Source organism: Stieleria mannarensis (assembly GCF_014154935.1).
In the GTDB taxonomy this organism is placed as follows: Bacteria; Planctomycetota; Planctomycetia; order Pirellulales; family Pirellulaceae; genus Stieleria; species Stieleria mannarensis.
In genome coordinates this window covers 94068-106321 of record NZ_JACEHH010000023.1, presented here as the reverse complement: position 1 = coordinate 106321, position 12254 = coordinate 94068, and the positions used below count along the sequence as shown (strand labels likewise).

General features: G+C 60.4%; 12 protein-coding genes. 4 read left to right on the top strand and 8 right to left on the bottom strand.

Annotation, left to right across the window (positions count from 1 at the left end):
• Nucleotides 1-56 precede the first annotated feature (56 nt).
• Nucleotides 57-500, bottom strand: a complete 444-nt coding sequence (locus H1B37_RS16770; protein ID WP_182867804.1) for an NUDIX hydrolase — start codon at nucleotides 498-500, stop codon at nucleotides 57-59.
• Nucleotides 501-585: 85 nt separating this feature from the next.
• On the opposite strand from H1B37_RS16770, the gene H1B37_RS16765 reads away from it, so the two are divergent.
• Nucleotides 586-1899 (top strand): CCA tRNA nucleotidyltransferase, encoded by a 1314-nt coding sequence (locus tag H1B37_RS16765; RefSeq protein WP_286177833.1) that lies wholly within the window; start codon nucleotides 586-588, stop codon nucleotides 1897-1899.
• Between the two features lie 268 nt (nucleotides 1900-2167).
• Here the strand turns inward: H1B37_RS16765 and H1B37_RS16760 are convergent, their stop codons facing one another.
• Both H1B37_RS16760 and H1B37_RS16755 read right to left on the bottom strand, forming a co-directional pair.
• A complete protein-coding gene (locus tag H1B37_RS16760; protein WP_182867802.1) occupies nucleotides 2168-3565 on the bottom strand; it encodes an asparagine synthase-related protein in 1398 nt (465 codons plus the stop codon).
• Between the two features lie 113 nt (nucleotides 3566-3678).
• Nucleotides 3679-5031 (bottom strand): peptidylprolyl isomerase, encoded by a 1353-nt coding sequence (locus H1B37_RS16755; protein WP_182867801.1) that lies wholly within the window; start codon nucleotides 5029-5031, stop codon nucleotides 3679-3681.
• A 222-nt stretch (nucleotides 5032-5253) separates the two neighbouring features.
• Here H1B37_RS16755 and H1B37_RS16750 point away from each other — a divergent pair, with 222 nt between their 5' ends.
• Nucleotides 5254-5952 carry an RsmD family RNA methyltransferase gene (locus tag H1B37_RS16750; protein ID WP_182867800.1) on the top strand — a complete coding sequence of 233 codons (699 nt, stop codon included), beginning with the start codon at nucleotides 5254-5256 and terminating at the stop codon, nucleotides 5950-5952.
• A gap of 168 nt (nucleotides 5953-6120) precedes the next feature.
• Here the strand turns inward: H1B37_RS16750 and H1B37_RS16745 are convergent, their stop codons facing one another.
• The 5 genes from H1B37_RS16745 to H1B37_RS16725 all read right to left on the bottom strand — a co-directional run bounded on the left by H1B37_RS16745 (nucleotide 6121) and on the right by H1B37_RS16725 (nucleotide 10064).
• A complete protein-coding gene (locus H1B37_RS16745; protein WP_182867799.1) occupies nucleotides 6121-6780 on the bottom strand; it encodes a 3-keto-disaccharide hydrolase in 660 nt (219 codons plus the stop codon).
• Between the two features lie 228 nt (nucleotides 6781-7008).
• Nucleotides 7009-7407, bottom strand: coding sequence for a hypothetical protein (locus H1B37_RS16740; protein WP_182867798.1), 399 nt, complete (start codon nucleotides 7405-7407; stop codon nucleotides 7009-7011).
• Between the two features lie 406 nt (nucleotides 7408-7813).
• Entirely contained in the window at nucleotides 7814-8671 is an 858-nt protein-coding gene (gene ilvE, locus H1B37_RS16735; RefSeq protein ID WP_182867797.1) for a branched-chain-amino-acid transaminase, read from the bottom strand.
• A 44-nt stretch (nucleotides 8672-8715) separates the two neighbouring features.
• Nucleotides 8716-9555, bottom strand: a complete 840-nt coding sequence (locus H1B37_RS16730; protein ID WP_220498236.1) for an enoyl-ACP reductase FabI — start codon at nucleotides 9553-9555, stop codon at nucleotides 8716-8718.
• On the bottom strand, nucleotides 9552-10064 hold the full coding sequence (locus H1B37_RS16725; protein WP_182867796.1) for a 3-hydroxyacyl-ACP dehydratase FabZ family protein: 513 nt from the start codon (nucleotides 10062-10064) through the stop codon (nucleotides 9552-9554). Before H1B37_RS16725 ends, H1B37_RS16730 begins: the two co-directional genes overlap by 4 nt.
• 391 nt (nucleotides 10065-10455) lie before the next feature.
• On the opposite strand from H1B37_RS16725, the gene pgsA reads away from it, so the two are divergent.
• Both pgsA and H1B37_RS16715 read left to right on the top strand, forming a co-directional pair.
• Nucleotides 10456-11163, top strand: coding sequence for a CDP-diacylglycerol--glycerol-3-phosphate 3-phosphatidyltransferase (gene pgsA, locus H1B37_RS16720; RefSeq protein WP_182867795.1), 708 nt, complete (start codon nucleotides 10456-10458; stop codon nucleotides 11161-11163).
• 7 nt (nucleotides 11164-11170) lie between these two features.
• Nucleotides 11171-12190, top strand: a complete 1020-nt coding sequence (locus H1B37_RS16715; protein WP_182867794.1) for a CPBP family intramembrane glutamic endopeptidase — start codon at nucleotides 11171-11173, stop codon at nucleotides 12188-12190.
• Nucleotides 12191-12254: the final 64 nt, after the last annotated feature.

The window sequence follows — 12254 nt, the reverse complement described above, 5'->3', positions numbered from 1 at the left end:
CGGCCCGGAAGGGGCCATCGTCCCCCAAAAACCGAGCGTGACACCCTGAATCCCCCTCAGCCCCACTCGCAATCCAGCTCGATTTCGCCCCGTTCCCACGCGACCAGAAACGGCGGCAGGCTGGGGAGCACGTCGGGTGCGTTGCGAACCTCCTCGCGGCTCATCCAGAACACCTCGGCGACTTCGTCGGGGTTGGCGACCGGGTGATGGGCATACTCCAAATGGGCGTGCCACCAGGCCAGATTGGTGCCCCAGGCCGTCACGCTGCGGTAGCAGAGGGCGGCCGGAGTCACGTCGATGGAAAGCTCTTCCTGCATTTCGCGAACCAGGGCTTGCTGCTCGGTTTCTCCTTTTTCGATCGCTCCCCCTGGCAGACAGAGCTTTCCCGGTGCGGTCACCGTCAATGAGCGACGGATGATCAGCAGTTTTGCATCGCGGAAGACGACGGCGACGACGCCTCGTTTGCGGCGTGTTCTCGGCTTGATCGGGGGAGAATTCATAGCCCAGCTTGTAACCGAATGCGGGCGGATCGACAATCGTGATCCGCCCCGCTGCCCCAAACATCACTCGATCCAACAAGAAACCTTGACGAAAATCGGCCCCCTTTTTGATTCTTCCAGCGACCACTCGCGCGAAACACGTGCGTCGTTTGCCGAGGCGATCCGGATTTGTGGGCGATTGCGCGAGCGGGGCCATGTCGCGTATTTTGCCGGCGGATGCGTCCGCGATGCGCTGCTCGGTCGCGAGCCCAAGGACTTTGACGTGGCGACCGATGCCACCCCCGACCGGGTCCGCGAGATCTTTGGCCGGCGCAACACGCTGGCCTTCGGTGCGTCGTTCGGAGTGATCGGCGTGTTGCCGGAAAAACGCCGCAAAGCGTCGACGAAAATCCACGATCACGTCCACCCGACCGAGGTCGCGACGTTTCGCAGCGACGGCGAGTACAGTGACGGTCGCCGCCCGGACAAGGTCCATTACGGCGATGCCAAACACGACGCCTTGCGCCGCGATTTTACGATCAACGGATTGTTCTTCGATCCCGCCGAAGAAAAGGTGATCGATTACGTCGGCGGACAAGTCGATCTGGCCGCGCGACGGTTGCAGACCATCGGCGCCGCCGACCAACGTTTCGAAGAGGACAAACTGAGGATGCTGCGGGCGGTCCGATTCGCGACCACCCTGGGGTTTGAACTGGACCCGGCCACCAAAACAGAAATCGTCGCGCGGGCGCCGGAGATCGCCGTCGTCAGTGCCGAACGGATCGGTGCGGAGATGCGACGCATTGTGGTTTCGATGCACGCGCCGCGCGGTCTGGAACTGTTGATCGAATCGGGACTGGACCGATTGATTCTGCCGGAAATCCGCTTCGTCGATCCGGCTTCACTGGTGAACCATCTGGGGCATCGCGACGCGCTGGCATTCGACTCCTCGATGGCGTTGATTCTGTACCTGATCAGCGAAAGCCCCGCCGCTCCGCCGCTGGACTCGCTGATCGGCCAGATCACGCAACGATGGCGGCTTTCTGGCGAGGAAACGCGTCGCATCACCGCGGCAACGCGGCGCTGGCCGATCATCGCCGACGCCCACCAGCGAACGTGGTCGCAAGTCCAGCCGACGCTGGTCGATCGCGACGCCGATTGTGTGCTGCAAGTCGCTGCGGCGATCACCTGCGCCGAACAATTGCCCCAAGCCGGCGTCGACCTGGCCCGCAAGGCGCGGTCCTGGCCGCGGGAACAGCTCGATCCCGAACCGCTGCTCACCGGCGATGCGTTGCGGGCGGCCGGCTATCAACCCGGCCCCCAATTTCGATCCTGGTTGCAAGCGGCTCGCGACGCCCAGCTGGACGGTCAGATCACGACGACCGAAGAAGCGCTGGCGTTGGTCGAGCGACTGATGTAGCTAGCTGGACAGCGCTACTTTGGCGTAGCTACGCTCGCCAGAGCGTGGAAAACCCCGGGGATCCACGTTCTGGCGAAGGTAGCGACGTTCGACCGACGAATCACGGTATTTCTTGAGCAGAGTGGCCCCATCCAGCTGAATTGCTGTGCGGGCGGTCGTGTGCGTGATAGGACCTATAGGACAGATAGGACGCATAGGTCATCTCTGTCCTGTAGGTCCTATTGCACGCTGATTGTTCCAGCATGCTGTTCAGTAGCACATGACCAATCTACCGCAACGCTTCGGGCGTCTTCGACCGGATCATGCGGGCGAATTCGTCGCGGTAGGTATGTTCGTTCTTGGGGAACAGCCGCTCGAACGTTTTCGGGTCGGCGGCGCCGTGCTGAAAGCGTCGCTTTTTGTAGACCGGCATCTCGACACCGGTCACCTGGCGAATGCCCGCGGCGACGATGTCTCCTTTGAGTGCGTACAGTTTTTCGTGATCCCAATCCGTCAGCGCGACAAACGGCACCGCTTCGGCGATTTCGATCACGTCCGGCACGGCATAGGGGCTGAAGCCTTTGAAACCGAATTCGGCCGCCGGTGCACTGGTGCGACTGTGCCCGCGACTCTGCCCGCCGCTGTAAACGAGCGAGTGTTTGACCGCGTCGACGCCCCAGCCTTCTTGATACAGCATGCGGTTGCCCAGCACGCTGCGGATGGTCAGTTCCGGGTTGTCTTCGATCGGGTAATCTTTCAGGTTTTCGTCTCCGCCGTCACCGTCGATCAAGTACTTCCAATCGGGATAGCGTCGGCGGATCTCGCGAAGCAACGCGTACCCCATCGTCGCCGATTGAACATCCAGCGGTTTGTAATCTTCGATCGATGCGACGGCGTCCTGCCAACGCACGTCGGCCAGGGCCACGTCGATCGGTTCGAGCAACATCTCCAGGTTGATCGTTTTGAGAAACTGCCGTGCTTGATCGACATCTTCGCTGCGACCTTCCAAGGAGAGCGCGAACGCTTTGATCCGGGACGATGAATGGCCACGTCGGCGGAGCAAATAATCGACCAGCACCAGAATCGAACCGCTGTCGATTCCGCCGCTGAACATCACCCCGATCGGCTGGTCGTCGGGAATCGTGATCAGGTACTGGTCGATCACTTCGGCCAAGCGTTCGATGTAGGTTGCGCCGATGGCGTCGACATCGGCCGGCAACCGATTGCGTTCGGGGGCGAAGTAGCGTGTCAGTTCGGGGTTCGGATCGGGGCAACCGACCAATTGGAGTTCCAGCAGGTAGTGGGCCGGCACCATGCGGGTGTAGGAGGGATGGAACTGATCGGCCAACCCTTCGATCTTCAATTGCTCGATGATCTGACTCATCCGTTCGGCGATGATCAGCGCCGGTCCTTCGGCGCGTTTGGCCAAGAAGTAACGCATCGGTCGGCCGATCGACCGCGCCATGCGGATCGTCTTGCCCTGTTGTTGGCAAATCGCGAACTGCCCGCGGATCCGCCGGACGGCTTCGGCGTCACCGCTGCGCACGGCCTCACAAGCCTGATCGCGCGTCACGTTCAAAAGGACGTCGCCGTCGGGGTCCATCAAGTTGACGACGCGGTCGATCAGCGCCGGAGCTTGTCCGTCGTAGGTGGTGGTGCGCGACGTTGGTTCGAGCGGTTGAGACATCGGCGTGGGGAGTTAGGAGTTGGGAGTTGGGAGCAAACCTGAAGAGGGTAGTTTAGCGATAGCGTCGGCCGCTCGCTGACGCTTCCCGCTGGCATGTGGGGTGCGTTTGGGACTTACGGCAGCGCCACCGCGGGGTCGGCGTAGATCACTTCGGGCAGCGTTTCGGGGCGGTTGAGGATTTCCGCCTCCAGGATTCGGTCCGGCGGCAGCACGACCTCGCCCTTCTTCTTTTCCTTGTGCGGGTCCACCCGCCGCAACGCCCCCAGGACATCCAGCCCCTTGACGATGCGGCCGAACACGGTCTGTTGCTCGCTGATCGATGGCAGCGGCATGAACAAGATGGCAAACTGGGTGCCGGCGGTGTTGGGAATAAAATCTTTGTCGGCGCCGGGCAACTTTGCCATCACCAGGGACCCGGCCAAGGGCATTCGCACGACGTCGCGACCGTGTTCATCGGCCAGATAACGGTCCGGCCGCGAACTGCCATCGCCGAGCGGGTCGCCGGTCAACGCCAACAGTCCCTCGACGACCTGAAAGAAATCCAATCCGTCATAAAAACCGCTTTCGACCAACTCGATGAAGTGCGCGACCGTGGACGGAGCTTGGTCAATGTACAGGTCGGCGATGATTTCACCGCGCGTGGTTTTCAAACGCACCTGCGGAAGTTTCTCGGGGTCGTTCCGCAACAGTTCCTGTTCGGTTTCGAATTGCTTTTGGATGGCGTCGAATTGAATCATCATCGCCTTGTCCTGGTCTTCGATCTCGTCCTCCTGAAGGTTCTGATAGAGGCTTTCTGCTAGCGGGAAGTCACCGGCGCACATCCCGGCGCGGGCGGCGGCCAATGCGACGTACCGCAGACGAACCCCGTAATCGAGCAGCTTTGCCGCACCTTCCAGCGTTTCGGCGTTGTACACGTCGTGCTTGAAACGCTGCTCCAAAATCGTCACGACGTATCGCATCGCCACCGGATGCGGAAAGAACTCGATCACATCAAGCGCCTTTCGATACAACTGGTTCATCTGTTCGCGGCTTTCATTTCGCAGCGTCCGATACCGCTGGCGATCCTCGTTGAAACCGTTGACAAACAAGATGTAGTGCTGCCGCATCTGCAACACCTTGGCTTTGAATTCATCCGCAGCGGCGTCGAATTCCTCCGCCGCGGCTAAGCCCTCTTCGATCAACTCCGGGGGCGCCTTCTCCTTGAACTCCTTGATCATCGCCGCGGTCTCGGCCGCCGAATCGATCGGGGCCGTCGCCGATTCGGCCGCAGCAGCGCCGCCCGCAGCGCCGTGGTTGTGCCCCTGGTGGTCCTCGGAGGCGTCCGTTTGCCCCGCGGCTGACGTTTGGCCCGCGGCTGACGTTTGGCCGGTAGCTTCCTGGCTGAATACTCCCCGGGCCGGGCCGCATGACAATGCCGCGACAAGGCAGACGAGAAAACGGGCTTTGAATGGACTGCGGGCGATCATTGCGTCTGTCAGTGTCTGCGGGTGGGGGATCCGGCGGCTGGAGAGCCAGGTTCAGCAGCACTACGCATCGACCGCCGTTTCGGTTTTCGATGAAGCGGGCCCTCTCTGGCGTTTGCTTGCTGCGCAAACGCCGTCTCTCTCAAAGGGAGAGAATCGACGCCCCTCGGATCGCATGTCCGGTCGGGGATCGCGAAAAACCGCTGCCCGCGTATACTTTCCGATATGAACCGCTCCCGCAAGCCGCGTCGACCGCGATCCGGATCGATCGAATCGAACGATCCCCCCGCCGCTCCCAAAAAAACGCAAAAACGGCGTCCGCAAAAGCTGCGGATCATCGGCGGATCGATGCGCGGCCGGACGGTGGTTTACCACGGTGCCGAATTCACACGGCCGATGAAGGACAGCGTGCGAGAAAGCTTGTTCAATATCATCGGGCCGCGGATCAAAGGGACAAACGTGGTCGATTTGTTCGCTGGGACCGGCGCGGTTGCGTTTGAAGCGCTCAGCCGGGGCGCGTCGTCGGCGATCGCGATCGAAAAGAATCGACGGGCACACGCGTTTTTAGAATCGACCGCCGAAACGCTGGGCGTGACCTCGAAAATCAAGCTGCTGTACGGTGACGCGTTCCGGCTGGGCAGCAGCTTGTTGGGACCGGCCGCTGCGGACGCGGCGCCGGAGGACACGCCGCGAATCGTTTTCCTGTGCCCCCCGTACGCGATGTGGGACAGCGCCGCCGAACCGCTGCACGGGCTGATCCGGTCGGCGCTGGACCACTGCCCGCCGGGCAGTCTGATCATCGCTGAAACGGACAAGCACTACGACGAGTCCAAACTGCCGCCCGGCCAATGGGACCATCGCCTGTACGGCGGCACGCGCCTTTCCCTGATCGAGCCACCGATGATCTGTGGCTTGCGGATGTGACGCGTGGCACCCCAGGGAGGTCGATTGGATGACTGCTTCTCTGGGCGCCCGACTAGATTCTCTCTCTCTGGGAGAGACGGCGTTTGCGCAGCAAGCAAACGCCAGAGAGGGGCCGCGTCCTCGAAAATTCGTTTCCGCCCCCGTAAACGAAAGTCTTGGCGACTTTCGCTACAGCGGTTTGACGCGGAGGTTGCGGAAGTAGCACACGCTTTTGGGATCGTGGGCTTGCAGCGCGATCGTGCCTTCGTCCAATCGTCGTTCAAAGTTCTTGTCGAACGCCGGTTTGTTTTCCGGTTCGGTGTAATCGACCATCGTCTTGCCGTTGACGATCAATTGAATCCGGCGACCGGTGACGATGATCTCTTGGGTGTACCATTGGTTGTCCTTGATACCGGCGGCCGCCAGGTCGTCGGCCGAGACGTTTTCGACGGCGTACAAGCTGCTGGTCTTCTTGGGGTCTTTGTGTGACACGTTGACCTGGCATTCATAGCCATACTTGGGCCAGCCGGTCGGTTGGTACTTGGTGTGAAAGTAGATCCCGGCGTTGCTGCCGGGCGTCGTCATCACTTCGGCTTTGAAGTGAAAGTCTTTCATCGGCGCCAGCGGCCCGACGTAAAACGCATGGCAACGCTCCCCATCGCAGACCAGCTTTCCGTCCTCGACGTGCCAGGCGTCGGTGTTTTCCTGGGCCAGCTTCCAACCTTCCATCGTCTTGCCGTCAAAGATTTTGATGAACCCGTCTTCCGATTTGGGGGAGTCGGCGGTGGCGAGGGGGGAACCGAGGATGCATCCCAAGGCAACGGCAATTGAACAGACGAAAACGCGCATTTTCAGAGACTCGATTTTGTGGGGAAAGAAGGCCGGGAGAGGCCCAAGGAGGTGTTTCGTTTTGGGGCGTCACCCTGACGTAGCGACGCTCGGTGTGAGCGCAGAAGACGCCGGGGATCCACCTTCTGGCGAAGGTAGCTACGTTCAACGGGGGCAAAAAAAACGCCTGCGGCACCGCGGGTGCTGCAAGCGTTCGTGTGTTTTTCCAGCGATCGTCCGAATCGACGACTACTCTTTGCCGGAGTCGGTCGCGGGGATTTCGCCATTCTTGATTTTGGCGGCGAAGGTCTTTCCGTCTTTGCTCTTCTTTTCACCGGCTTTTTCAAACCCGGCATAGATCAACTTTTGAGCTTCTTCCGGATTCTCTTTGACCCAGTCCTTGGGGAAATCTTCCGCCTTCAGGAATTCGTGGATCGCCTTGCCGTACTCGTTGCGAACCTTTTTCTTGTCTTCTTTGTTGACGTGGCAAATGTAGCAACCTTGCTTGCGCGCTTTCTTGACGAAATCCGCGTCGACGTCATCGCCACTGAGGTATTTATTCTTCCATTGTTTGCTGAATTCGCTCGTCGCCAACGCCGGGCTGGCCAAAAGAGCGAGACAACCAAATAGGATCGCGAACCGTTTCATGCAGTGTCTCCGGGGAAAATTCGATGCCTCGACGATGGAGGCATGCCCAAGATAGGGGCAAAGGTGGGTGGGGCATCAGTGTTGTTCAACTGATTGCCCTAATTAACGCTCAAATCGACCGAAAAGTCAAATCGGGGAGGCGTTTTTTGGTGGGGTTTCGAGCGGAATCGCCGTTTCGGCACACTCGGCGCATGCGAGACGACCCAGGTTTTCTGCCCCAACGCACCTGCCGTTTCCGGCCGGTACTTCGAGAAAACCCAGGTCGCTCGACTTTTTGCTGGCAGTGTTCCGACCCGGCCTGCCCCACGCACTCCGAGTCATCTGCTGCTGCACAAATAGTCATCGGCCGCTGACGTGTTCGAATTGATTACAGCCGGACGAATGAGGGGGAACGGGCAGAACGCGTCTATTTTCGCACCAGTTCGCGGAACGCCTTGTTCAGCTGCTGGGTGATCGGGCCGACCTTGCCGTCGCCGATTTTTCGCCCGTCCAAGGTCACCGCGGGAATGACTTCGGCGGCACTGCCGGTCAGGAAGCACTCGTCGGCGACGTAGATGTCGTGACGGGTCATCGCCAGTTCGGTCGTTTCGATCCCTGCTTCGCGGGCCAGTTCCAAGACGGCGTTGCGGGTGACGCCTTCCAAAATCCCCGCTTCGATCGGAGGGGTGTTCAGCCGCCCGTTTTTAATCACGAACAGATTGTCGCCCGTGCACTCGGCCACTTCGCCCTTGTGATTCAGCATCAGTGCTTCGATGCAGCCGGCTTTCAGCCCCTCCATCTTGGCCAGGATGTTGTTCAGATAGTTCAGCGACTTGATCCGCGGGCTGAGCGCCGCCGGGTGGTTGCGAATGGTCGACGCGGTGACCAAGTCCAGCCCGTTTTCGTAAAACGATTCAGGATACAAGGTGATGCTGTCGGCGATGATGATGACTTGTGGGTCGGAACACTTGAAGGGGTCCAAGCCCAACGGGCCGGCGCCACGGGTGACCAACAAGCGGATGTAGCCGTCCACGATTCCGTTGCGGGAGACGGTTTCGTTGGTGTCGGCGGCGAGTTGCTCCAGCGAGACCGGCAGCTGTAGATTGATCGCACGGGCCGATTCGTCCAGCCGATCCAGGTGCTCCTTCAGGCGAAACACTTTTCCGCCGTAGCTGCGCATGCCTTCGAAGACGCCATCGCCGTAGAGCAGACCGTGATCGTAGACGCTGATTTTGGCGTCTTCGGGGGCATGGAACTGACCGTTGATATAGATCTGTCGGGACATGTCGATGGAAGGCACAGGGTGCGGTAGAGGGAACGGGGAGAGAATCAGCCGAGTTGGGAATCGGTCACGGCAGCGACGACGGAGGCGTCAAAATAGTTGATCGACATTCCAGCGTCGACAACCACCGATTGGGCCGTGATCCCGCTGCTGCGTGGCGACAGCAGGAAGGCGGCCGTCTGGGCAACCTCTTCCGTCTTGACCGCCTGTTTGCGAGGGATGACTTGTTCGGCGTACAGGTACGAATCGACATAGCCGGGGATGCCCGCCGAGGCGCTCGTTTTCAGCAACCCGGCGGCCACGGCGTTGAAGCGAACGCGACTGAACCGGCTGAACGACTTGGTCAGAAAGGCGAGCGAGGATTCCAACGCCGCCTTGATCGGGGCCATGAACCCATAGCTTTCGCTGGCCATCCGTGTGGTGCTGATGCCGATCGTGACCACCGACGCGTCGGCACTGAACCGGTCCTTGAGCGCGTTGGACAGGTTGATCAGCGAGTAGGCGGAGATGTCCACGGACTGCAGGAATTGTTGACGCGTCGTTTCGTGAAACGGCCGAATGCCATCGGGGTAATCGGCAAACGCGATCGAATGCACCATTCCCGCCAACTCGACACCGTCCTCGGCCAACTGGTTCGCCAAGGCGTCGATCTGGTCTTGATGCTCGACGTCGCAAACCCGCACGTCCCGGTCCCGCAACAATTTGGCCGTGCTTTCCCGCCGAGCCTGGCTGCGGACGGCATAGATCACCTTTCCGCCGGACTGCTCGATGATGCGGGCGATCGCATAGGCCACGCTTTTCTTGTTCGCCACGCCCAGGACCAAGTAGGTCTTTCCGGACATCTGCAAGAAATCCATCACCGCCGGCGGCGTCTCGCTTTCACTCATTGTTTCTGCTCTGTGCTCCCTGCCGACTCTGTGCTCCCTGCCGACTCTGTGCTCCCTGCCGACTCTGTGCTCCCTGCCGACGGATCGGTTTGGGTGATACTGACCGCGAAATCCAGCCGCATCGCGAGTTTTCCGCGGAGCATCATTTTGCCGGTCAGGTAGAACGCATTGCTGAGCTGATCGTTCAACGTGACGTGAATCTGGACGGTGTCACCCGGGCGGACCATGCGTTTGAATTTCACGTTGTCCATGCGGGTCGCGACGGGAACGCTGCCCGGGGTTTGTTCCATCCGCTGATGCAGCAACACCGCGCCGGCCTGCAGACAACATTCGCACTGGATCACTCCCGGGACGATCGGCTGGTCGGGAAAGTGGCCTTGGACGAAGAATTCGTCCTGCGAAAACGTTTTTTGGCAAACGATCGAGGTCTCGTCCCGCTCGCAGATTTCGTCAATCAACCGCATCGGCGGGCGGTGGGGAATCGCTTGCTCTATTTCTCGGGTACTCATGGGCGTAATTGAAGTGTTGATGGCCGCAGCGCCAAGACGGCTGGTGCACAGCAGAGTTCGTGTGGTTTTTAACCTCTGAAACAACAGGAGTTTACGACTTCACCCTCCCGCTGGGAGGGTCGCGGAGGAGTTTACGCTCGGAGCGGGGAGGGTTCCCCCAAGAATCGACGCAACCGGCGAACGAAAGCTTGTCCGGCGATTCACCGTTCGACCTCCCCGCGCTGCGCTCGACTCTCCTGCCAGGAGCGTATTTTCCAAGAACCGCACGACCTCGGCAGGGAGGGTAAGGGGGGGGAAACACCTGCGAAGCATTGCCGGCGGCGGGGGCTCTGGATCGTCATCGCCCCAAAACCCGCCGTGCCCCTTTCCTCACCGGCCGCAGACGATCATCATGTCAGAGATCCCCTGTGACGAACGACGTCGTGCAGCTCCGACGATCCCGAACCAAACGCCCCAGAAAGTGCCCTTGCCGTCGACACCGCAAACCCCCGCTCCTGATTCGGCTTCCGAATCGGTCCGCACCACCGGGAAACGGTCGATCTACAACGTCCCCAATGCGTTGACGAGCATTCGGTTTGCGATGGCGATCGCCGTGATGGCGCTGATTCCGTTGAACTATTTCCTGGCCGCAACCATTGTGTTTCTGGTCGCCGCCTCGACCGATTGGATGGACGGTTACTGGGCCCGCAAATACGGTCAGGTCACAAAATTCGGCCGGATTTTTGACCCGTTCGTGGACAAGATCATCATCTGTGGCTCGTTCATCGCCTTGGTCGGGGTTGCCAGATCACCCATCGCCTCGTGGATGGCGACGCTGGTCGTCGGACGCGAGCTGTTGGTGACCAGCTTGCGGGGGATGGTCGAGGGCAGCGGCAAAGATTTCTCGGCCAGTTGGTTGGGAAAATGGAAGATGGTCCTGCAGTGTGCCGCCGTCGTCTCCTCGCTGATCTACCTGCAATACGAAACGTCGCCTGCTTGGTTGACCTTCACGACCCTGGGGCTGGTTTGGTCGTCCATTCTGTTGACGGTGTATTCGGGATACGACTACACCGTGGCCGCCGCCCGGCTGATGCAGGACGAACCCGACGATCCGGAATGAACGCCTGATGCAGCGTGAAACCCTTTTCCAAGCCGGCTTCTTCGCCATCTCGCTGACCGTGCTGGCCGTCGTCGCGGCCGGCAGCCTGCTGTGGATCGGCTGGTTTGCCGGGTGGCGGAAACGGAACCTGTGCGGCGACGCGTCCGAACATCTGATCACGCCGCTGCCGCAACACTTCCCCCGCTGGAGCGTGTTCGATTTTCTACTGATGTTCGGCACGATGATCTTGGTCGGGTCGCTATTGCATCAAACGCTGGCGACCGACGTGCCGGTTGACGACGCGGTCGGTAACGCGGCGGTCGTCGATCAAGCTCCACCGCAAGACGAAGCCCCGGTGATCGAGGAGAAACCCGCTGCCGAGGAGCAAACCGCTGCCGAGGAAAAACCGGTTACTGCCGAAAAATTGGTGACCCAAGTTCAAGTCCACTTCACCGCCAACCTCGCCGCGCTGGGGCTGACGTTGATCTTCCTGCGGCTGACTCAAAGTCTGACCCTCGCGGAATTGAGCCTGATCCCCAACTGGAACGACGTTCGACGAGGGCTTTTCGCGACCGTTTGGATCCTGACTCCGGTTCTGCTGATCAACTTCGTGGTCTCCAATCTGGTGCCGTATGAACACACGGTGACAGATTTGATGGCCGAACAGACGGGGTTGCAGACGTTCCTGGCGCTGCTGTTGTCGGCTGCGGTGGTGACGCCGATCGTCGAAGAGGTTCAGTTTCGTTTGCTGCTGCAAGGTGGACTGCAGCGGATCGCCGACCTGCCGGTATCCGCGCTTTCGCCGAATTCGCCTCCTCCAACGGCCTGGCACCCGACCTCGGCCTGGCCGGTCTATGCCACCAGCGTGTTGTTCGCCGCGATGCACCTGGGCCAAGGCGCCGCGCCCGTCCCGCTGTTCTTTCTGTCGGTCGGCCTGGGTTTCCTGTACCAACGCACCGGCCGACTCGTCCCCGCCATCGTGGTCCACATGCTGCTCAACGCGGCAACCCTGTGCATGGAATTCTGCCGCGTCAACGCGGGTCTGTGACATCATCGCATTCCATGCCAGCGGGAAGCGTGAGCGAGCGGCCCACAATCGACCGCGCGACTGG

What these genes read in the sequence shown, in the direction of transcription:
- H1B37_RS16770 (WP_182867804.1), bottom strand. Translation starts at nt 500, where the DNA reads ATGAATTCTCCCCCGATCAAGCCGAGAACACGCCGCAAACGAGGCGTC.
- H1B37_RS16740 (WP_182867798.1), bottom strand. Translation starts at nt 7,407, where the DNA reads ATGAAACGGTTCGCGATCCTATTTGGTTGTCTCGCTCTTTTGGCCAGC.
- H1B37_RS16750 (WP_182867800.1), top strand. Translation starts at nt 5,254, where the DNA reads ATGAACCGCTCCCGCAAGCCGCGTCGACCGCGATCCGGATCGATCGAA.
- H1B37_RS16725 (WP_182867796.1), bottom strand. Translation starts at nt 10,064, where the DNA reads ATGAGTACCCGAGAAATAGAGCAAGCGATTCCCCACCGCCCGCCGATG.
- H1B37_RS16715 (WP_182867794.1), top strand. Translation starts at nt 11,171, where the DNA reads ATGCAGCGTGAAACCCTTTTCCAAGCCGGCTTCTTCGCCATCTCGCTG.
- H1B37_RS16760 (WP_182867802.1), bottom strand. Translation starts at nt 3,565, where the DNA reads ATGTCTCAACCGCTCGAACCAACGTCGCGCACCACCACCTACGACGGA.
- pgsA (WP_182867795.1), top strand. Translation starts at nt 10,456, where the DNA reads ATGTCAGAGATCCCCTGTGACGAACGACGTCGTGCAGCTCCGACGATC.
- H1B37_RS16745 (WP_182867799.1), bottom strand. Translation starts at nt 6,780, where the DNA reads ATGCGCGTTTTCGTCTGTTCAATTGCCGTTGCCTTGGGATGCATCCTC.
- H1B37_RS16730 (WP_220498236.1), bottom strand. Translation starts at nt 9,555, where the DNA reads ATGAGTGAAAGCGAGACGCCGCCGGCGGTGATGGATTTCTTGCAGATG.
- ilvE (WP_182867797.1), bottom strand. Translation starts at nt 8,671, where the DNA reads ATGTCCCGACAGATCTATATCAACGGTCAGTTCCATGCCCCCGAAGAC.
- H1B37_RS16755 (WP_182867801.1), bottom strand. Translation starts at nt 5,031, where the DNA reads ATGATCGCCCGCAGTCCATTCAAAGCCCGTTTTCTCGTCTGCCTTGTC.